This window comes from Microbacterium alkaliflavum, from assembly GCF_044325405.1.
Classification (GTDB): domain Bacteria; phylum Actinomycetota; class Actinomycetes; order Actinomycetales; family Microbacteriaceae; genus Microbacterium; species Microbacterium alkaliflavum.
This window is the reverse complement of record NZ_JBIQWL010000006.1, coordinates 87,247-107,931: the sequence shown is the minus strand read 5'-3', so window position 1 is coordinate 107,931 and position 20,685 is coordinate 87,247. Positions and strand designations below refer to the sequence as shown.

At 69.9% G+C, this 20,685-nt stretch carries 18 protein-coding genes; 17 read left to right on the top strand and 1 reads right to left on the bottom strand.

Annotation, left to right across the window (positions count from 1 at the left end; translation table 11 throughout):
• Positions 1-59: 59 nt before the first annotated feature.
• Positions 60-1,127 carry an FUSC family protein gene (locus ACH3VR_RS16120; RefSeq protein ID WP_397557343.1) on the top strand — a complete coding sequence of 356 codons (1,068 nt, stop codon included), beginning with the start codon at positions 60-62 and terminating at the stop codon, positions 1,125-1,127.
• 41 nt (positions 1,128-1,168) lie between these two features.
• Here ACH3VR_RS16120 and ACH3VR_RS16115 read toward each other — a convergent pair whose 3' ends face one another.
• Positions 1,169-1,930 carry a GntR family transcriptional regulator gene (locus ACH3VR_RS16115; RefSeq protein ID WP_397557342.1) on the bottom strand — a complete coding sequence of 254 codons (762 nt, stop codon included), beginning with the start codon at positions 1,928-1,930 and terminating at the stop codon, positions 1,169-1,171.
• A 166-nt stretch (positions 1,931-2,096) separates the two neighbouring features.
• On the opposite strand from ACH3VR_RS16115, the gene iolC reads away from it, so the two are divergent.
• The 16 genes from iolC to ACH3VR_RS16035 all read left to right on the top strand — a co-directional run bounded on the left by iolC (position 2,097) and on the right by ACH3VR_RS16035 (position 20,682).
• Positions 2,097-3,059: a 5-dehydro-2-deoxygluconokinase gene (gene iolC, locus ACH3VR_RS16110; RefSeq protein ID WP_397557341.1), complete on the top strand. Its 963-nt coding sequence runs from the start codon at positions 2,097-2,099 to the stop codon at positions 3,057-3,059.
• On the top strand, positions 3,056-3,964 hold the full coding sequence (locus ACH3VR_RS16105) for a Cgl0159 family (beta/alpha)8-fold protein (protein WP_397557340.1): 909 nt from the start codon (positions 3,056-3,058) through the stop codon (positions 3,962-3,964). The genes iolC and ACH3VR_RS16105 overlap by 4 nt, the downstream gene beginning before the upstream one ends.
• Positions 3,965-3,997: 33 nt before the next feature.
• The gene (locus ACH3VR_RS16100; protein ID WP_397557339.1) at positions 3,998-5,569 is read left to right on the top strand and encodes a CoA-acylating methylmalonate-semialdehyde dehydrogenase; all 1,572 of its coding nucleotides are present in this window, start codon (positions 3,998-4,000) and stop codon (positions 5,567-5,569) included.
• Positions 5,570-5,646: 77 nt separating this feature from the next.
• On the top strand, positions 5,647-6,564 hold the full coding sequence (iolB, locus tag ACH3VR_RS16095) for a 5-deoxy-glucuronate isomerase (protein WP_397557338.1): 918 nt from the start codon (positions 5,647-5,649) through the stop codon (positions 6,562-6,564).
• Positions 6,564-8,477 carry a 3D-(3,5/4)-trihydroxycyclohexane-1,2-dione acylhydrolase (decyclizing) gene (iolD, locus tag ACH3VR_RS16090; RefSeq protein ID WP_397557337.1) on the top strand — a complete coding sequence of 638 codons (1,914 nt, stop codon included), beginning with the start codon at positions 6,564-6,566 and terminating at the stop codon, positions 8,475-8,477. Before iolB ends, iolD begins: the two co-directional genes overlap by 1 nt.
• Before the next feature lie 44 nt (positions 8,478-8,521).
• The gene (locus ACH3VR_RS16085; protein WP_397557336.1) at positions 8,522-9,511 is read left to right on the top strand and encodes a LacI family DNA-binding transcriptional regulator; all 990 of its coding nucleotides are present in this window, start codon (positions 8,522-8,524) and stop codon (positions 9,509-9,511) included.
• Positions 9,512-9,617: 106 nt separating this feature from the next.
• A complete protein-coding gene (locus ACH3VR_RS16080; protein WP_397557335.1) occupies positions 9,618-10,568 on the top strand; it encodes a sugar phosphate isomerase/epimerase family protein in 951 nt (316 codons plus the stop codon).
• Between the two features lie 25 nt (positions 10,569-10,593).
• A complete protein-coding gene (locus ACH3VR_RS16075; protein WP_397557334.1) occupies positions 10,594-11,607 on the top strand; it encodes a Gfo/Idh/MocA family protein in 1,014 nt (337 codons plus the stop codon).
• A gap of 18 nt (positions 11,608-11,625) precedes the next feature.
• The gene (locus ACH3VR_RS16070) at positions 11,626-12,492 is read left to right on the top strand and encodes a sugar phosphate isomerase/epimerase family protein (RefSeq protein ID WP_397557333.1); all 867 of its coding nucleotides are present in this window, start codon (positions 11,626-11,628) and stop codon (positions 12,490-12,492) included.
• On the top strand, positions 12,489-13,376 hold the full coding sequence (locus tag ACH3VR_RS16065; RefSeq protein WP_397557332.1) for a sugar phosphate isomerase/epimerase family protein: 888 nt from the start codon (positions 12,489-12,491) through the stop codon (positions 13,374-13,376). The genes ACH3VR_RS16070 and ACH3VR_RS16065 overlap by 4 nt, the downstream gene beginning before the upstream one ends.
• Before the next feature lie 13 nt (positions 13,377-13,389).
• The gene (locus tag ACH3VR_RS16060) at positions 13,390-14,412 is read left to right on the top strand and encodes a Gfo/Idh/MocA family oxidoreductase (protein ID WP_397557331.1); all 1,023 of its coding nucleotides are present in this window, start codon (positions 13,390-13,392) and stop codon (positions 14,410-14,412) included.
• 104 nt (positions 14,413-14,516) lie between these two features.
• Positions 14,517-15,980, top strand: coding sequence for a sugar porter family MFS transporter (locus tag ACH3VR_RS16055; RefSeq protein WP_397557330.1), 1,464 nt, complete (start codon positions 14,517-14,519; stop codon positions 15,978-15,980).
• A 545-nt stretch (positions 15,981-16,525) separates the two neighbouring features.
• On the top strand, positions 16,526-17,590 hold the full coding sequence (locus ACH3VR_RS16050; protein WP_397557329.1) for a substrate-binding domain-containing protein: 1,065 nt from the start codon (positions 16,526-16,528) through the stop codon (positions 17,588-17,590).
• Between the two features lie 79 nt (positions 17,591-17,669).
• Positions 17,670-18,773 (top strand): ABC transporter permease, encoded by a 1,104-nt coding sequence (locus ACH3VR_RS16045; RefSeq protein WP_397557328.1) that lies wholly within the window; start codon positions 17,670-17,672, stop codon positions 18,771-18,773.
• Between the two features lies 1 nt (position 18,774).
• The gene (locus ACH3VR_RS16040) at positions 18,775-19,575 is read left to right on the top strand and encodes an ATP-binding cassette domain-containing protein (protein WP_397557327.1); all 801 of its coding nucleotides are present in this window, start codon (positions 18,775-18,777) and stop codon (positions 19,573-19,575) included.
• A gap of 111 nt (positions 19,576-19,686) precedes the next feature.
• Positions 19,687-20,682, top strand: coding sequence for a LacI family DNA-binding transcriptional regulator (locus tag ACH3VR_RS16035; protein WP_397557326.1), 996 nt, complete (start codon positions 19,687-19,689; stop codon positions 20,680-20,682).
• Positions 20,683-20,685 lie beyond the last annotated feature (3 nt).

Below are 20,685 nucleotides of genomic sequence, written 5' to 3'. Positions count from 1 at the left end.
AGCGGATGCCGCGGCCCCGCCTTCCTCCGCGACAATGGGCAGGACAGGAAGCAGGTGCGGTGGAGCAGACGGACGACGCGGAGCCCTTGCGCCCCCGCTGGGCGGCCGATGCCCGCCACGCCGTCGCGAGCCTCTTCACGCTCCGCCCCGCTCCCGGCCCGCGATGGCCGATCGCCCTGCAGGCGAGTCTCGCGATCGCGCTGCCCATCGCCGTCCTGACGCTCGCCGGGGAGCCGGGACTCGGCTACCAGGCGGCGACGGGAGCGTTCACGGCGCTGTATGCGTCGCACCTTCCGGTCGTCGAGCGCGTCCGCGTGCTGCCGTTCGTCGGCGCGGCCCTGTTCGCCGCGGCGGCGGTCGGCGTACTCGCCGGCCCGTCGGAGGTCGCGACCCTCATCGGGCTCGCCGTCGTGACGATCGTCGCGTCGACGCTCGCCTTCGGGTTCTCGCTCGGCCCGCCCGGGCCACTCTTCTTCGTGCTCGTCTACGGGCTGTCGACGCACGTGTCGGCGGCGGGAGCCGACGGCGGCGTGTTCCTCGCCGCGCTCGCAGGAGGCATCCTGCTCGCCCTGCTCCTCACGGCGAGCCCGCTCGTGCTGCGGCGGGTGCGACGGATGCGACGCCGCCCGCTCCGCGATGTCCTGCCCGGTCCGTCGTGGCCGCTCGACGCGCGCCTTCTGCTGCTGAGGGCCGTCATCGCCGCGGTGCTCGGCACGCTCGTCGGCGTGTTCGTCGACCCCGATCGCGCCTACTGGATCGTCGGCGCCGCGATCGCCGTCATCGGCACGGCGGCCGACCGTCGCGCCGCCTTCAGCCGGGGCCTGCATCGCATGGTCGGCACGCTCGCCGGGGCCGGCCTCTTCCTGCTGCTCGCCCCGATCGGCATCACGGGCGTGTGGCTCGCGCTCGTGCTCGGCATCCTGCAGTTCACGATCGAGATCGTCGTCGTGCGCAACTACGCGCTCGCGCTGACCTTCATCACACCGCTCGTGCTGCTGCTGACCGGTGCGGCGACGGGTGAGGCCGGCTCGATGGCGGTCGCCGTCGAACGCCTCGTCGACACTCTCGCGGGGGCCGCGCTCGGAGCCGCGACGGGGCTGCTGCACGCGCGGCGCGACGACGCCTGACGCGACCTCGGGCGCCGAAGTGCGGCATCCCGAATCCGCGACTACTTCGCGACGAGCGTCGTCTCGAACTTGTACATGTCGGGCCGGTAGCAGTGGTGCCCGAACTCGATCGCGCGGCCCGACCCGTCGAACGCGACGCGCTCCATCGTGAGCACGGGGCCCGTGCGGTCGATGTCGAGCAGCTCGCCCTCGTCGCCGTGGGCGCGGCGGGCGCCGATCTTCTGGTTGGCGATGCGGATCGTGACTCCGCGCGCGCGGAGGATCTGGTAGAGGCCGCGCGCCTCGAGCTGCTCGGTCGTGATGTCGGAGAACTCCGGCGGGAGGTAGTTCTCCAGCAGCGCGACCGGGACGCCGTCGGTCGACCGCTGGCGGCGCAGGTAGACGACGTCGGTGCCGGGCGCGACGCCGAGCGCCTGCGCGACATCCTCGGCCGCGGGCCGCATCTCGTGTGCGAGCACCTTCGTCCCCGGCTCCTGGTGCGAGCTCTGCAGGTCTTCGTACAGGCTCGTGAGCTCGACCTGACGGGTCACCTGCCCCTGCACGACCTGCGTGCCGATGCCGCGGCGCCGCACGAGCAGCCCCTTGTCGACGAGCTCCTGGATGGCGCGGCGCACGGTGGGGCGGGAGAGGCCGAGGCGGTGGCCGATCGCGATCTCGTTCTCGAGCCTGGCCCCCGGCGGGATCTCGCCGGAGCGGATGGCGGCCTCGAGCCGGCTCGACACCTGGAAGTACAGGGGCACGGGACCCGTGCGGTCGAGGTCGGTGAACAGCTCGTCCGGCCAGACGACGTCGTCAGCGGCCATGTTTCCTCCCGGCAGGCAAACGGTGTGATGTCACGACAATCATACGTGGAACGGGGTTTGTCACCTGGAAGAAGTTGTTGCACGCGGCGAGTCATGTGTTATTGTTAGGACATAGTCCCGGAACGCGGGACCTCGCCTCCACCGAGAGAGAGTTGTACAGCGGAGTATGACTGAGAACACGAACTCAGCCGACGTCCTCGCGATCGGGCGACTCGGAGTCGACATCTATCCCCTCCAGGACGGCGTCGGACTCGAAGACGTCGAGACCTTCGGGAAGTACCTGGGCGGTAGTGCCGCCAACGTCACGGTCGCCGCGGCGCGCTATGGCCGCCGCTCGGCGCTCATCTCGCGCGTCGGCGACGACCCGTTCGGCCGCTACCTGCTGCGTGAGCTGCATCGACTCGGCGTCGACAACGCGTCGGTCGGCATCGAGCCGAGCCTGAAGACGCCCGTGACGTTCTGCGAGATCTTCCCGCCCGACGACTTCCCGCTGTACTTCTACCGCGAGCCCAAGGCGCCCGACCTGAACGTCGAGGCGTCCGACCTCGACCTCGAGGCGATCCGCTCGGCGGGGGTCTTCTGGTTCACGGCGACGGGCCTGACGCAGGAGCCGAGCCGAGCCGCGCACCTCGCAGCGCTCGAAGCCCGCGACCGCCGCGAGTTCACGGTGTTCGACCTCGACTACCGCCCGATGTTCTGGAGCGACCCCGCCGAGGCCACCCGCGCCGTCGGCGAGGCGCTCCCGCACGCGACGGTCGCCGTCGGCAACCGCGAGGAATGCCAGGTCGCGGTCGGCGAGACCGAGCCGCTCCGGGCCGCCGACGCCCTGCTCGAGCGCGGCGTGACACTCGCGATCGTCAAGCAGGGCCCCAAGGGCGTTCTCGCCAAGACGGCCGACGAGACCGTCGAGGTGCCGCCCTACTTCGTCGACGTCGTCAACGGCCTCGGCGCCGGCGACGCGTTCGGCGGCGCACTCTGCCACGGCCTGCTCTCGGGCTGGGACCTCGCCCGCATCCTGCGCTTCGCCAACATCGCCGGAGCCCTCGTCGCCTCGCGCCGCGAGTGCTCGACGGCGATGCCGGACGAATCGGAAGTGACCGCCATCCTCGAGACGGGAGTTCGCCCGTGACCCTCCTGACCGACGAGGACTTCGCGCGCCTGCGCGACCTCCGCGCCTTCGAGCCCGACACCATCGCGCACAACCTCGCGACGCGCCGTCGCCGCGACGTGCTGCGGGGCGACGGGCGGCTCTTCATCGTCGCCGCCGACCACCCGGCCCGCGGCGCCCTCGCCGTCGGCTCGCGTCCGACCGCGATGGCCGACCGCTACGAGCTGCTCGACCGCCTCGCGATCGCGCTCAGCCGGCCCGGCGTCGACGGCGTGCTCGGCACGCCCGACATCATCGACGACCTCGCCGCGCTCGGCCTGCTCGACGACAAGATCATCGTCGGCTCGATGAACCGCGGCGGCCTGCGCGGCGCCTCGTTCGAGATGGACGACCGCTACACCGGCTACGACGTGCCCGGCATGGTCGCGGCGGGTGTCGACTTCGCGAAGACGCTGATCCGCGTGAATCTCGCCGACGCGGGCACGGCGCCCACGCTGACCGCCACCGCCGACGCCGTCACGCAGGCCGCGGCCGCGAAGCTGCCGATCATGCTCGAGCCGTTCATGAGCGACTGGGTCGACGGGCGCATCGTCAACGACCTGTCGACGGATGCCGTCATCCTGTCGATCGCGATCGCCGCGGGTCTCGGCAACAGCAGCGCCTACACGTGGATGAAGCTCCCCGTCGTGCCCGACATGGAGCGCGTCATGGAGGCGACCACGATGCCGACCCTGCTCCTCGGCGGCGACGCCGGCGTCGACCCCGACGAGACGTTCGCCGCCTGGGAGGACGCGCTCTCGCTCCCCGGCGTGCGCGGCCTCACGGTCGGTCGCACGCTCCTCTACCCGCCCGACGGAGACGTCGCCGCCGCCGTCGACACGGCCGCCGGGCTCGTCCACCCCGCCGGCGTGCCGGCAGCACTCTGACCACCCCACCTCCCACACTGCAAGGAAATCTCCATGACCACGATCGACACCACCACCGCACCGAGCCGCACCGAGGCGGCCGAGCTCCCCGTGATCGCGCACTGGGTCGACGGCGCGGAGCGCCCGTCGAACTCGGGCCGCACCGCACCCGTGTTCAACCCGGCGACGGGCCGGGTGCAGGCGCGGGTCGCTTTGGCCGATCAGGCCGAGATCGATGAGGCGATCGCGTCGGCGCAGGCCGGCTACCGGGTGTGGAGCGGCTACTCGATCGCGAAGCGGCAGACGGTGCTGTTCGCGTTCCGGGAGCTGTTGAACGCGCGGAAGGGTGAGCTGGCGGAGATCATCACGGCCGAGCACGGCAAGGTGCTCTCCGACGCGATGGGGGAGATCCTGCGCGGTCAGGAGGTCGTGGAGCTGGCGACCGGGTTCCCGCACCTGCTGAAGGGCGCGTTCAGCGAGAACGCGTCGACCGGTGTGGACGTGTATTCGCTGAAGCAGCCGCTCGGCGTCGTCGGTGTGATCAGCCCGTTCAACTTCCCCGCGATGGTGCCGATGTGGTTCTTCCCGATCGCGATCGCCGCCGGGAACACGGTCATCCTGAAGCCGTCCGAGAAGGACCCGTCGGCGGCGCTGTGGATCGCGCGGCTGTGGAAGGAGGCGGGCCTGCCGGACGGCGTGTTCACGGTGCTCCAGGGCGACAAGCTCGCCGTCGACGGCCTGCTGAACTCCCCGGTGGTGCAGTCGATCAGCTTCGTCGGGTCGACGCCGATCGCGCAGTACATCTACGAGACCGCGTCCCGCAACGGCAAGCGGGTGCAGGCCCTCGGCGGCGCGAAGAACCACATGCTCGTCCTTCCCGACGCCGACCTCGACCTCGTCGCCGACCAGGCCATCAACGCCGGCTACGGCGCCGCCGGGGAACGCTGCATGGCCATCAGCGTCGTCCTCGCGGTCGAGCCCGTCGCGGACGAGCTCATCACCAAGATCACCGACCGCATCGCCAAGCTGCGCATCGGCAACGGCGCCGGGGTGGACGGGGTGGAGCCGGACATGGGCCCGCTGATCACCGACGTGCACCGCGACAAGGTCTCCTCCTACGTCGACATCGCCGAGGCCGACGGCGCGAAGATCGTCGTCGACGGCCGCGGCTACACGGTCGAAGGCCATGAGGACGGGTTCTTCTTCGGCCCCACCCTGATCGACGAGATCCCCACCACCAGCCGCGCCTACCAGGAGGAGATCTTCGGGCCCGTCCTGTCCGTGGTCCGCGTGCAGTCCTACGACGAGGGCCTCGACCTGATCAACAGCGGCCAGTTCGGCAACGGCACCGCGATCTTCACCAACGACGGGGGAGCGGCCCGCCGCTTCCAGAACGAGGTCGAGGTCGGCATGATCGGCATCAACGTGCCCATCCCCGTCCCCGTCGCCTACCACTCCTTCGGCGGCTGGAAGCAGTCCCTGTTCGGCGACGCGAAGGCGTACGGCGTGCACGGGTTCGACTTCTTCACCCGCGAGAAGGCCATCACCAGCCGCTGGCTCGACCCCGCCACGCGGCACCATTCAGAAAACCGCGGCATCAACCTCGGCTTCCCCCAGAACAACTGACCCCATAGACCGGGATGCCGCGGACTTCCGATCTTGGCCGCGGCATCCCATCTTCCTCCCTTCCACGAAAGCAGCACATGAGCAGCACGGACCAGCGCTGGTTCCATCGCCGCGGCGACCTCGCGCGCGCCGGGTGGGAGAGCGTCGTCGACGCGACCACCCCCGGCTGGGAGCACACCGGCATCCGCGTCGCCGAGCTCGGCGACGGCGGTCACCTCGACCTCGACGACACGGGCGTCGAGCGCATCGTCGTCCCGCTCGCCGGCTCGTTCCACGTGACCCACCACCACTTCCCGGGGGAGTGGCAGACCGACCTGCACGGCCGGGCGTCGGTGTTCTCCGGCCCGACCGACGTGCTGTATCTGCCCACCGGGACGACCGCGGAGATCCGCGGGCACGGTCGGGTCGCGGTGGCCGAGGCGCCGACCGCCGAGGTCCGTTCGTGGCAGTACATCCCGGCCTCCGACACCCCCGTCGAACTGCGTGGCAAGGGCGCGTCGAGCCGCCAGGTGCACAACTTCGGCACGCCGCAGGCGCTGGATGCCGCCCGGCTCATCGTGTGCGAGGTCATCACCCCGGCCGAGAACTGGTCGTCGTACCCGCCGCACAAGCACGACGAGCATGTGCCCGGCCACGAGTCGCGCCTCGAGGAGATCTACTACTTCGAGACAGCTCCGGTGGCGGGATCGGATGCCGCGGCCGAGGCATCCTTCGGAATGTTCAGCACCTACTCCTCGCCCGCCGGCGACATCGACATCAATGCCATGGTGCACACGGGCGACATCGCCCTCGTGCCTTACGGCTACCACGGCCCCGCCGTCGCGGCGCCGGGCTACGACCTCTACTACCTCAACGTCATGGCGGGTCCCGACCCCGATCGTGCCTGGCTCATCAGCGACGACCCCGCGCATGCGTGGGTGCGCGCGAGCTGGGACGACCAGGAGCTCGACCCCCGACTTCCCTTCACCAACGAGACCCGGAAAGGCCGCCGCTGATGGCTGAGACCAAGCGCATGACGGTCAGCCAGGCGCTGATCGAGTTCCTCGCCCACCAGTGGACCGTCGATGGCGACATCCGGGAGCGCACGATCCCGGGCGTCTTCGGCATCTTCGGCCACGGCAACGTCGCGGGCATCGGCCAGGCGCTCAAGCAGTTCAACGTCTCCTCGCCCGACCTCATGCCGTACTACCAGGCGCGCAATGAGCAGGCGATGGTGCACCAGGCCGTCGGCTACGCGCGCATGCACCGCCGTCGCGGCACATATGCGGCCGCGGCATCCGTCGGCCCCGGCGCCGCCAACATGCTCACGGGCGCCGCCCTGGCGACGACGAACCGCATGCCTGCGCTGCTCCTGCCCAGCGACACGTTCGCGACCCGCGTCGCCGACCCCGTGCTGCAGCAGCTCGAGCAGCCGTGGGACATCGGCCTGCAGGTGTCCGACGCCTTCCGCCCGCTCTCGCGCTTCTTCGACCGTGTGCAGCGTCCCGAGCAGCTCTACTCGATCGCCCTCGCGGCGATGCGCGTGCTGACCGACCCCGCCGAGACGGGTGCCGTCACGATCGCCCTGCCGGAGGACGTGCAGGCCGAGGCGCTCGACGTGCCGGTGGAGTTCCTGCAGGACCGCGAGTGGCACCTCCGCCGCCCGCTACCCGAGCGTGGACCGCTTGCCCGCGCCGTCGCGGCGATCCGCGGCGCGAAGAAGCCCTTCATCGTCGCCGGCGGCGGCGTGCTCTACTCGGGCGCCGAGGACCACCTCAGGGCCCTCGTCGAGGCGACCGGCATCCCCGTCGGCACGTCGCAGGCCGGTGGCGGGGTCCTCCACTGGGACCACCCGCAGTACCTCGGCGGCGTCGGCGCGACCGGCACGCTCGCCGCGAACCGCCTCGCCGCGGAGGCCGATGTCATCATCGGCATCGGCACGCGTTACAGCGACTTCACGACCGCGTCGCGCACGGCGTTCCAGAACCCGGACGTCGTGTTCGTCAACATCAACGTCGCCTCGTTCGACGCCTACAAGCACGGCTCCCAGCTGCCCGTCGTCGCGGACGCCCGCGAGGCGCTCTCCGAGCTGGCGATCGAGCTCGAGGGCTTCGAGGTCTCGCCGGACCACTCCGAGCAGATCGCACGCCTGAAGGCGGAATGGGATGCCGCGGTCGACGACGCCTTCGCGCCGTCCGGCCTCGAGCTGCCCGGTCAGCCCGAGATCATCGGCGCCGTGCAGTCGACTTCGGCCCCCGAAGACGTGATCATCCAAGCGGCGGGCTCGCTGCCCGGCGACCTGCACAAGCTGTGGCGCGTGCGCGACGCCCTCGGCTATCACGTCGAGTACGCGTTCTCGTGCATGGGCTACGAGATCGCAGGCGGCCTCGGGGCCAAGCGCGGGCTGCTCGCCGACGGCGACGACCGCGATGTCATCGTGATGGTCGGCGACGGCTCGTACCTCATGCTCAACACCGAGCTCGTGACGGCTGTCGCGGAGGGCATCAAGCTCATCGTGGTGCTCATCCAGAACCACGGCTACGCCTCGATCGGCCACCTCTCCGAGACCGTCGGGTCGGAGCGGTTCGGCACGTGGTACCGCACGTACGACGGGGAGAGGCGCAACTTCCAGGGCGACGAGATCCTTCCCGTCGACCTCGCTGCGAACGCCCGCAGCTATGGTCTCGACGTCATCGAGATCGAGCCTGGCGCGTCGGCGATCGACGATCTGAAGGCGGCTGTGGCGGCGGCGAAGGCATCCGACCGGTCCACCTTCATCCACATCAACAGCGACCCGCTCATCTACGCGCCCGACGGCGCAGGCTGGTGGGACGTGCCGGTGCCCGAGGTCTCGACCCTCGAGTCGACGCAGCGCGCCCGCGAGGAGTACCTCGAGCAGCAGGCGAATCAGAAGCCGCTCTTGGGCTGAGCTCCTCGGAGATGAGCGGGGGAGAGGCACGACGCTCGGTCACGATGGCCGACGTCGCCGAGCGAGCGGGCGTGTCCCGCTCGCTCGTCTCGCTCGTCGTGCGCGGGTCGCCGCTCGTCTCCGACGCGCGGAGGGCCGCCGTGCTCGAGGCGATCGAAGAGCTCGGCTACCGGCACAACGCCATTGCGAGCCGTCTGGCGGCGAAATCCACTCGCACCCTCGGGTTGCTGCTGTCCGACCTGCACAACCCCGTCTTCGCCGACGTGCACGACGGCGTCGTGGAGGCGGCGCGTGCCGAGGGGTTCGAGGTCCTCCTCGTGGCGGGGCCCGGCGATGTGCGGCGCGAGTCGGCGCTCCTCGAACGGCTCGTGACGCTGCAGGTCGACGCGCTCGTCCTTGCGGGCTATGCCGGTGACGGCGACGCCCTGCGACGCATCGCCGAGCACACGCCGGTCGTCGCGGTGAACCGCCGGATCGACGGGCCCGGGATCGACCTCGTCGTCACGGATGAGACGGCGAGCGCCGTGCTCGTCGTCGATCACCTGGCCGGCCTCGGCCATCGCAGGATCGCGCACGTCGCGAGTCCGCGGTCCGACGCCTTCCAGTACCGTCGCGCGGCCTACGAGCAGGCGATGGCGGCACGCGGTCTCGACCCGTGGATCGTCGAGGGCGACCTCACGGCGCACGGCGGCCGAGCGGCTGTCGCGACGTTCGCCCGCACCGGCGACTGGCCGTCGGCCGTCGTCGCGCACAACGACGTCTCGGCGGTCGGCGTCATGTCGGCGCTGCAGGAGCGCGGGCTCGCCGTGCCCCGCGATGTGTCGGTCGTCGGCTACGACGACACCGATCTCGCGCGGCTCCCGTCGATCGCGCTGACGACGATCGAGCAGCACGCGCATGACCAGGGCCGTTCGGCGGCTCGCATGGCGATCGCGCGGATCGCAGATCCCGAGCGGCAGTCGCGCACGGTCGTCATCCCGACTCGGCTGGTGGTGCGCGCCACCACGCGCGAGCCCGCGTCGATCGGGACTTGACGCCGTCGAATTGGTGCGCTCTAATTAATGATAGATTGACCTGACAAACTGGTGCGGAAAGACCTCCTCGGTCACGCACGACCCTGCAAAGGAGCATTCGGAGACCATGACCGACACCATCCCCGCCGACTCCGACGTCGTCGTCAACAAGGGCCCGGGCCTGCGCATCGGCACGGCCCCCGACTCCTGGGGCGTGTGGTTCCCCGACGACCCCAAGCAGGTGCCCTGGCAGCGCTTCCTCGACGAGGTCGTCGCCTCCGGCTACTCGTGGATCGAGCTCGGCCCGTACGGCTACCTCCCCACCGACCCGCACCAGCTCGAGGACGAGCTCGGTTCGCGCGGTCTGAAGCTCTCGGCCGGCACCGTCTTCACAGGCTTCCACAAGGGCGACGACCAGTGGCAGCGTGCCTGGGACCAGGCGCTCGCCGTCGCGGGCCTCGCCTCCAAGCTCGGCGCAGAGCACCTCGTCGTGATCCCCGACCTGTGGCGCAGCGACGCGACGAGCGAGGTGCTCGAGGCGCGCACGCTCACCGACGAGCAGTGGACCAAGCTCGCCGCCGGCCACGACCGCCTCGGCAAGGCGCTCCTCGAGGAGTTCGGCGTGCAGCAGCAGTTCCACTCGCACGCCGACAGCCACGTCGGCACGACGCGCGAGGTGCTGCGCTTCCTCGACGAGACCGACCCGCGCTACACGAACCTGTGCCTCGACACGGGCCACTTCGCCTACTACGGCGGCGACAACGTCGCGCTCATCCAGGACCGCCCCGACCGTATCGGCTACCTGCACCTCAAGCAGGTCGACACGTCGCTGCTGTTCGACGTCCTGAAGAACGACGTGCCGTTCGCCGAGGCCGTGAGCCAGGGCATCATGATCGAGCCGCCGCACGGAGTGCCCGACCTCGCGCCGATCATCGAGGCCGTCGCCGCGATCGACTCCGAGATCTTCGCCATCGTCGAGCAGGACATGTACGGCTGCGACGTCGACCACCCCTTCCCGATCGCCAAGCGCACGCGCGAGCACATCTTCAGCTGCACGCACTTCGCCCGCGTCCACTGATCCGCTGTCAGGAGAGAACCACACAATGAGCAACGACCTTCGCGTCGGCGTCGTCGGCGCCGGCCTCATGGGCGCCGATCACATCGCCCGCATCACCCACCGCATCGCCGGAGCCGTCGTCTCGGCCGTCGTCGAGCCCGACGCGGGCCGCGCCGCCGCGGCGGCCGCGAACGCCCCGGGCGCTCAGGCGTTCGCCCGCATCGAGGACGCGATCGCTGCGGATGCCGTGGACGCGGTCCTCATCGCCGTGCCGGGGCAGTTCCACGAGCCGGTGCTCGTGCCCGCCCTCGCGGCGGGACTGCCGATCCTCTGCGAGAAGCCGCTCACGCCGGACTCGGCATCCTCCTGGCGCATCCTCGAACTCGAGCAGAAGCTCGCGCGGCCCCACATCCAGGTCGGATTCATGCGGCGCTTCGACGCGGAGTATCAGGCTCTTCGCGCGCTCGTCGCCTCCGGCGACTCCGGCGAGCTCATGCTGCTGCGCTGCGCGCACCGCAACCCGTCGGTACCCGACAGCTACACGCAGACCATGCTCATCAATGACTCGGTCGTGCACGAGTTCGACGTCGTCCCGTGGCTCGCGGGCTCGCCCGTCAAGACCGTCGAGGTCAAGTACCCGCGGCGCAACTCGCTCTCTCCGGCGCACCTGCGCGAGCCGATCCTCGTGCTCATGGAGCTCGAGAACGGCGTGCTCGTCGATGTCGAGATGAACGTGAGCGTGCAATTCGGCTACCAGGTCGCCACCGAGGCGGTCTTCGAGAAGGGCCTCGCCCGCATCGGCCAGCCCTCGGGCCTCCAGACGTGGCGCGACGGCCGCTTCTCTGTCGCAGACCACGTGAGCTTCACGACCCGCTTCGCCGCGGCGTACGACGAGCAGATCCAGCGCTGGGTGAACGCGGTCCGCGCGGGCACCCTCGTCGACGGGCCCAACGCGTGGGACGGCTACCGCGTCGCTCTCGCGTGCGAGGCCGGGGTGAAGGCGCTCGACGGCGGCGTCATCCCCGTCGAGGCCCCCGAGCGTCCCGCGTTCTACGCCTGAGTCCGGAGAGTCACGAACATGGTGCGCATCGCCCTCGACCCCACGCCCTACCACCACGACTTCTCGCTCCTCGAGTTCCCCGAGGTCGCGGCCCGCCTCGGCTACGAGCACCTGCAGCTCACGCCGCACGTCGACTTCTCGCCGTTCTTCCGCTACCCGAAGGCCGACGACGACCTCGTCGCGAAGCTCAAGAAGGCCGCGTCGGACGCCGGCGTCGGCATCCCCGCGATCCTTCCCGTGCAGCGGATCTCGTGGCCTGACGAGCCGCAGCGCGAGGTCGCGGTGCGCAACTTCACGCGCATCATCCAGCTCGCGGTCCAGATGGAGATCCCCGTCATCAACACGGAGTTCTCGGGGCGCCCCGAGCGGTCGGAGGACTCCGAGGCGGCGTTCTACCGGTCGATGGAGGAGTTGCTGCCGATCGTCGAGCGCGAGGGGCTGAAGCTCAACGTCGACCCGCACCCCGACGACTTCGTCGAGGACGGGCTCGAGGCGTGGCGCGTGCTGCGCGGCCTCAACTCGACCGCGATCGGCTTCGTGTACGTCGCGTCGCACACGTTCCACTACGGCGACCGCGCGACGACGCTGCTGCCCGAGCTCGGCGACCGTCTCGGCGCCGTATACACGGCCGACACGTTCGACCACCATCGCTCGCACGGCCTGCGGTACATCTCCAACCCGCCCGGCAACGCGTCACGCGTGCACCAGCACCTGCGCATCGGCGACGGCGACGTGAACTTCGATGAGCTGTTCGGCACGCTGCGCTCGATCGGCTACCTCGATCGCGACGACGCCCTCGTCGTGTCGAACGTCTTCGCCGAGGACGAGACCGCCGACGACGTCTCGCGCTACCAGCTCCAGCGACTGCGTGAGCTCATCGGATGACGCCGAAGCTCTCGATGAACGTCACGACGACGTTCTACGGAAACGTCGTCAACGACATCGCGGTGGCGAAGGCGGCCGGCTACGGCGGCATCGAGCTGCAGAGCCCCAAGCTCTACCGCTATCTGAATGCCGGCTATTCCGCCGAGTCGCTCCTGCCGCTGCTCGACGGACTCGAGGTCACGGGCCTCGGCGCCGTGCTCGACATCGAACGCCGGGGCGCCGCTCGCGACGAGTTCCTCGCCGAGATCCGGCGGATGGTCGGCGTCGCGACGGTCGTCGGGGCGCCGATCGTGCAGCTGTGCACGGGCCCCGTCGACTGGAATGTCGTGAAGGACTTCAAGGCCGGGCGCCTCTCGGCCGAAGACCTCCGCTACCGGGGCACGCTCGGCCTCAGCGAGTCCGACGCGATCGACGTGCTCGCCGCCAACGTGCGCGATGCCGCCGACATCGCCGCAGGCTCCGGCCTCGACCTCTACCTCGAGCCGCTTGCCTGGTCGAACATCAACCGGCACCGGCAGACGCTGCAGATCATCGAGCGGGCCGGCCGCGACAATGTCGGCATCGCCCTGGACACGTGGCACTACTGGACCGTCGGCGACACGCTCGAAGAGGTCGCGGCGACGCCGAAGGAGCTCATCAAGGCCGTCCACATCTCGGACGGACTCGACCTCGACCGCGAGAACGACGTCGCCGACCAGAGCGTGCACCGCAACGTCGTGATCGGCGGCGGTGCCATCCCGCTCCAGCAGTGGGTGGACGCCGTCAAGTCGACGGGGTACGACGGGTGGTGGTGCTCGGAGATGTTCTCCGACAAGGCGAACGAGCACGACTTCCTGAAGGTCGCCACGACCATGCGGAACCTCCTGGACATCCTCATCTCCTAGAAAGGGCGACGCCATGCAGCGGTTCGCACTTCTCGGAGCCGGCTTCATCGGCTCCGTCCACGCCGCGAACCTCGCGGCCCACCCCGGCATCGACTTCGCCCTCGTCTACGACGTCGACCCCGCCCGTGCCGCGGCTGTCGCCGCCCGGCACGGCGCGCGGCCAGCGGCATCCCTCGATGAGGTCTTCGACCCGCGCTCGATCGACGCCGTGCTCATCGCGTCGTCGACCGACACTCACTCGGAGCATCTGCGGCGAGCGGCGGATGCCGGCATCGCGGCGTTCGTCGAGAAGCCCATCGACCTCGACCTGGCCGCGGCCCGCGAGACCGTCGACCACGTCGTGCGCAGCGGCATCCCGGCCATGGTCGACTTCAATCGGCGCTTCGATCGCGATCACGCGGAGCTGCGGCGCCTCGTGACGGAAGGGGTGGTGGGCGGGGTCGAGCTCGTGCAGCTCACCTCCCGCGGGCCGGCGTCGCCGCCGCTCGACTACGTGCGGGTGTCGGGTGGACAGCTGCGCGACCAGACCGTGCACTTCTTCGACCTCGCGCGCTGGATCACGGGCGAGGATCCCGTCGAGGTCTACGTCGCCGGCTCAGCCCTCGCCGACCCGCGCATCGACCAGTTCGGCGACGTCGACACGTCGATCGCCACTCTGCGGCTGCCCGGCGGAGCGCTCGTGCAGATCGACAGCGTGCGCCGGACGGGCTACGGCTACGACGAGCGCATCGAGGTCATGGGCGCGACGGGACTCGTCGAGTCGCGCCGTCAGCGCTCCGGCAACGTCGTGCGGTATGGGGGAGCGGAGGCCACCGGCGACGGCCTGCACGCGGGATGGTTCGAGCGCGTGCAGCCGACCTATGCGGCGGCACTCGGTGCCTTCGTCAAGGCTCTCGACGAAGGCACCGCGCCCCCGGTAACCCTGGAGGACGGGCTCAGGGCTCAGGCCGTCGCGGAGGCCGCCACGCGATCGCTGCGCAGCGGCCGTGCGGAGCACGTCGAGTACGCGGCATCCCTCGACGCGCTCGCTCGCTGAAGAAGAGCAAATGTATGTTTGACAGGACATACCGTCATATGTCATTCTGACGGAAGGTTGATTCGCGGGAAAGAGGCTTCCCGCGCAACGACAAAGGAGTCCAGATGTCCACTTCCCATACCCAGAGCAATCTGGCGCAGTCGAAGCTTCCGCCGCTGACGCCGGGCGTGTACCGCAAGCGCCTGTTCGTCGTCGCCCTCATCGCGACCTTCGGCGGTCTGCTCTTCGGCTACGACACCGGCGTCATCAACGGGGCACTGCGCCCCATGGCCGCCGAGCTCGGCCTCACGGCCTTCACGGAGGGCGTCGTCACGGCGGCCCTCCTCTTCGGTGCCGCGATCGGCGCCGCCGTGTGCGGCCGGCTGTCCGACGGCTGGGGTCGTCGCAAGACGATCATCCTGCTGGCGGTCATGTTCTTCGCCGGCACCATGACGTGCGTGTTCGCGCCGAGCTTCGAGGTCATGGTCGCGGGTCGCGTCATCCTCGGCCTCGCGGTCGGTGGCGCCTCGACCGTCGTGCCGGTGTATCTCGCGGAGCTCGCCCCCTTCGAGATCCGCGGCTCGCTCGCGGGCCGCAACGAGCTCATGATCGTCATCGGCCAGCTCGCCGCCTTCGTCGTCAACGCCGTCATCGGGAACCTCTGGGGTGAGTACAACGGCGTCTGGCGTGTCATGCTCGCCGTCGCCGCGATCCCCGCCATCGCGCTGTTCTTCGGCATGCTGCGCGTGCCCGAGTCGCCTCGCTGGCTCGTCGAGAAGGGCCGCCACGACGAGGCACGCGCCGTGCTCGAGACGATCCGTCCCTTCGACCGCGCCCAGGCCGAGCTCGCCGACGTCGAGAACATCGCCGAGGAGGAGCGCGAGCAGAAGGTCACCGGCTGGCGCGGGGTGCTCGCGAACAAGTGGCTGCTGCGCATCCTTCTCGTCGGCATCGGCCTCGGCGTCGCCCAGCAGCTCACCGGCATCAACTCGATCATGTACTACGGGCAGATCGTCCTCATCGAGGCCGGGTTCTCCGAGAGCGCGGCGCTCATCGCCAACATCGCACCGGGCGTCATCGCCGTGGTGGGCGGCTTCATCGCCCTGTGGATGATGGACCGCATCAACCGCCGCACGACGCTGCTCATCGGCTTCACCCTCACGACGGTGTGCCACGTGCTCATCGGCATCGCCTCGGTCATGCTGCCCGTCGGCAACCCGCTGCGTCCCTACGTGATCCTGTTCCTCGTGGTCGCGTTCGTCGGCTCGATGCAGACGTTCCTCAACATCGCCGTCTGGGTCATGCTGTCGGAGATCTTCCCCCTCCACATGCGCGGCTTCGGCATCGGCGTGTCGGTGTTCTTCCTCTGGATCACGAACGCCTTCCTGGGGCTGTACTTCCCCTCGCTCGTCGAGGCGGTCGGAATCACCGGCACGTTCTTCCTCTTCGCCGGCGTCGGCGTGCTGTCGCTCATCTTCGTATGGACCTCCGTCCCCGAGACGCGCGGCCGCACCCTCGAGGCGCTCGAGGAGGACGTGACCACCGGCGCCATCTACACGGTCGGCAAGCGGCGCGGCGTCAACGCCTGACCGGCCGCTCCCTCGGACAGAACCGCCCGCACCCCCCGGGGTGCGGGCGGTTCTTTCGTTGTGCGCGGGCTTGTGGGCTCGGCGCCTGCGGCCTTGGGCTCGGTCAGTGGGCGCATCCGGTCGCGTGGCTGTGGGGACGCGACGATTCGCGCCCAGCGAGCGCCGTGGCGAGGCATCCCGCGTTGGCGTTCCTCGCGGGCTTTGGCTCGACCCCTCGACAAGCTCGGGGACCGAATTTGGAGAAGTGCACTCCAACCCGGTCGCCGAGCTTGTCGAGGCGTCGAACGCTCGACCCGCCGAGGACGTTCGGCCGGGACCGCGCCCGGCACCGCGTCAGTGGGCGCATTCCGTCGCCTGGCGGGGGCCTTGCGACGATTCGCGCCCACCGAGCGTCTGCTCTTTCGTGCGCGCACGACCGTCAGGTAACGAATGGGTAACGGAATGGACCGCTCCATTGTCCTTATGTAAGGACATATGGATGATTGATCTATAGATCGACGCTGATCCCGCCGCCCGAGCGGCTCGACAATGAAGGGAGTCGCGGGATGACATCCACGCTGCTCGACACCGTGAACTCGAGACTGAACCCGAATCGCCGACGCGCGCTTGCGCTCACGTCGGCGCTCCTCGCCGCCTTCGCGCTCGCCGGCTGTGCCGCGGGCGGGAACTCGGCGAATCCGACGGCATCGTCCGCAGACGGATCCGGCGCCAAAGGCGTCTCGATCGTCGTCATGGGCGGCGCGACGGACGACCCGTTCTGGTCGACCGTCAAGCGGGGCGGCGAGGCCGCCGCCAAGGTCGTCGAGGCCGCCGGCGGCACCGTGACGTTCCTCGCGATGCCCAACTACGACAACTTCGACGCCGATGCCGCCAAGCTCGTCGCCAACGTCGCCTCGCAGAACCCGAGCGCGGCCGTCATCCCCGACTGGTCGCCCGACGCGCAGAACGAGAACATCACCTCGCTCGCCAGGAGCGGCGTCCCGGTCTTCCTCTACAACACCGGAATCGACCAGGTCGACGCCGTGGGCGCCCAGGCCTACATCGGGTCGGACGACTACGAGTCCGGCAAGCTCGCGGGCGAGACCTTCGCGGACGCCGGCGCCAAGCACGTCGTCTGCGTCAACACCCTGCCCGGCACGACCAACGCCGACGCCCGCTGCCGGGGCGTCAAGGAGGGTGCGGAGCCGGGCGGCGCGAAGTATCAGGAGCTCGCGCTGCCGACGTCGCAGTTCGGCGATCCGACCGCTGTCGCGCAGGCGATCAAGGGCGCACTCATCCAGGACCCGTCGATCGACGCGATCTTCACGCCCGGCCAGGCCGACACGAACGCCGCCGCCAGTGGCATCGACCAGGCGGGCCTCACCGGCAAGGTGTCGCTCGGCGGCCAGAACTTCGACACGGAGTCGCTCGACCGCATCAAGGCGGGCAGCCAGCTGTTCGCGATCGACCAGCAGGGGTACGCCCAGGGCTACTACGCCGTCTCGGCGGCGTTCCAGCAGGCCGCGTACGGCATCGCCCTGACGCAGAACCCGCTGCTCACGGGCCCTGCGCTCATCGACGCCGACAACGTCGACACGGCCGTGTCGGGCGTCGACCAGGGCGTCCGCTGACGCCACTCGGGGACAGCGTCCCGGCGCTGTCCCCGAGACATCCCACTCCGCAACGAAGCAGAACGAAAGAGGTCTCCCGATGGCCACTCAGACCCCTCAGGGCGCGCCGCCGACCAGCGGCGGCCCGACGCCGCCCACCGCGACCAACACGCTCGCCCTTCCCAGCCTCTCCTCGAAGCGGTCGTTCGGCGACCTCTTCCGCCGGCCCGAGACCGGTGCCCTCGTCGGCACCGTCACCGTCTTCGTCTTCTTCGCGGTCTTCGGCGGCGCGCAGTTCCTCACGACCGGCGGCACCGCGAGCTGGCTGAACGTCGCGTCCGAGCTCGCGATCGTCGCGCTCCCCGTCGCGCTGCTCATGATCGCGGGGGAATTCGACCTCTCGATCGGCTCGGTCGTGGCGAGCTCCTCCATCACGCTCGCGATCGTCTCGGGGTTCTACGGCCTGCCGCAGATCGTCGGGATCATCGCGGCCCTCGCGGTGGGCGCCGTCACCGGCTTCATCAACGGACTCATCGTGTCGCGCACGAACGTCCCGTCGTTCATCGTGACGCTCGCGATGCAGTTCGCGCTCGCCGGACTCACGCTGGGCCTGGCCCGCGTCATCACTGGCAGCACCAGCGTTCCGCTGACGCCGGACCCGCTGTTCAAGGCGCTGTTCGGCACCCTCATCAACGGGCAGTTCGAGGTCGCGATCTTCTGGGCGATCGGCATCGCCGTCGTCGTCGCCTGGATCCTGCAGATGACCCGTTCGGGCAACTGGATCTTCGCGATCGGCGGTGACGTGCAGAGCGCGCGCGCCGCGGGCATCGCGGTGCCGAAGGTGAAGATCGCGCTCTTCATGTCCACCGCGATCGGCGCCTCGCTCGTCGGGATCATCCAGACGATGCTCTACAACGGCGCGCAGACCGGCACGGGGCAGTCGTTCGTCTTCAACTCGATCGTCGCCGTCGTGGTCGGCGGCGTGCTGCTCACGGGCGGCTACGGCTCGGTCATCGGCGTCGTCCTCGGCTGCCTCACCTTCGCCATCGTCAACCAGGGCATCTACTACACCGGATGGAACTCGGACTGGGCTCAGCTGATCCTCGGCGTGCTCCTGCTCGTGGCCGTCCTCATGAACAACACGTTCCGCCGTCTCGCCCTCACCGGCGGTCGCGGCCGGACACGCACCCAGAAGGGAGCCTGACATGCCCGCTCCGCTGCTCAAGCTCGATCGCGTCACGAAGTCGTTCGGCACGAACCTCGCACTCTCCGACATCTCTCTCGAGGTGAACCCTGGTGAGGTGCTGTGCCTCCTCGGCGACAACGGCGCTGGAAAGTCGACTCTCATCAAGGTGCTCTCGGGCGTCCACAAGCCGTCGGCGGGGACCGTCGAGGTGGAGGGACACGCCGTCACGTTCGACAGCCCGAAGGACGCCGGCGAGCTCGGCATCGCGACGGTCCACCAGTACGGCGGCACCTTCCCGCTCATGTCGGTCGCACGCTGCTTCTTCGTCGGCCACGAGCCGACGAAGGGCTTCTGGCCCTTCAGGTACTTCGACAAGAAGACGGCCGGCGACATCACCGTGCGCGAACTCCAGAAGCTGGGCATCACCCGCGTCACCGACGGCAACCGGCTCACCGGCGCGCTGTCCGGCGGCGAGCGTCAGTCGCTCGCCATCGCACGCGCCGTCTACTTCGGCGCCCGCGTGCTGATCCTCGACGAGCCGACCTCCGCGCTCGGCGTCAAGCAGTCGACGCACGTGCTGCGGCTCATCATGCACGCCCGCGCCCAGGGCATCGCCGTGGTCTTCGTGACGCATAACGTCACGCACGCGATGGCGGTCGGCGACCGCTTCGCCGTGCTCATCCACGGCAAGAAGGCCGACGACTTCCGCAAGGGAGAGCGCACGCGCGAGCAGATCACCGACCTCATGGCCGGCGGTGAAGCGATGGCAGAGCTCGAGGCAGAGCTCGCCGAGCTGACGGGGCCGGTCAGGCAGCCGTAGCACCGCCCTTCCCGGGCCGGGCAGCCGAAGCCTCCGGCGGCCCGGCCCTTCTGCGTTCCCGGGCTGCTGTCTCTACAATCGACCTTGTCCTGTCAAATACGGGAGGCGCGATTGCCGGCCAGACGAATCACCATCTACGACGTCGCCGAGGCGGCCGGCGTGTCCAAGTCGCTCGTCTCGCTCGTGCTGCGCGGCTCACCGGGCGTCAGCGACGGCGCTCGCCTGCGCGTGCAGCGGGCGATGGAGGAGCTGGGCTACCGCAGGAACCACGCTGCGAGCGCCCTCGCGGCCCATCGCACGCTGACCGTCGGACTGCTCATCGACGACTACACGAATCAATGGTTCGTCGACTTCGTCCACGGACTGGAGCCGGTCCTCGCGGCAGAGGGCTATCGCCTGAGCGTCGTCGAGGCCGGGGCGGACCGCGCGGCGGCCGTGAACGGGCTGCTCTCTACGCGCCCTGACGGTGTCGTGGTCGCGATGGACGTCCCGGAGGATCTCGTCGCCGCCGACGCGCCTCCCGTCGTCGTGGCGGGGACCCGGGAGCACATCCCGGATTCGGTCGACACCGTCGCCAACGACGATCGCCTGGGCGCCCGGCTCGCGACCGAGCATCTCGTCGGCCTCGGCCACACGCGGATCGGGCATCTCGCCGCCGCCGGCGGTGCGGGCGCGGCCCGGCACGCGAGCTTCGTGGCGTCCATGCGTGAGGCGGGGCTCGATCCCCTCGTCTCCGCGCCGGTGCCGGTCGCCGCGACGGAGGTCATGGGGTACGCGAGCGCGCGCGACATGCTGCGCGCGCATCCCGGGATCACCGCGATCTTCGCCGCGAACGACTCGATGGCGGTCGGGGCGCTCGGGGCCGCACACGAACTCGGGCTCGAGGTGCCGGGTCGTCTCTCGGTGATCGGCTACGACGACACCCCGCTCGCGCGGATGCGGCTCGTCGACCTCACGACGATCGACGACAAGAGCGTCGCCGTCGGCGAGGCGGCCGGCCGGATGCTCATCGCCCGAATGGAGGGCAGCGACGACCCGCAGGTGCACACGACGGTCGAGCCGACCCTCGTGGTGCGCACGACGACGGCGCACGCACCCGAGGGCTGACCC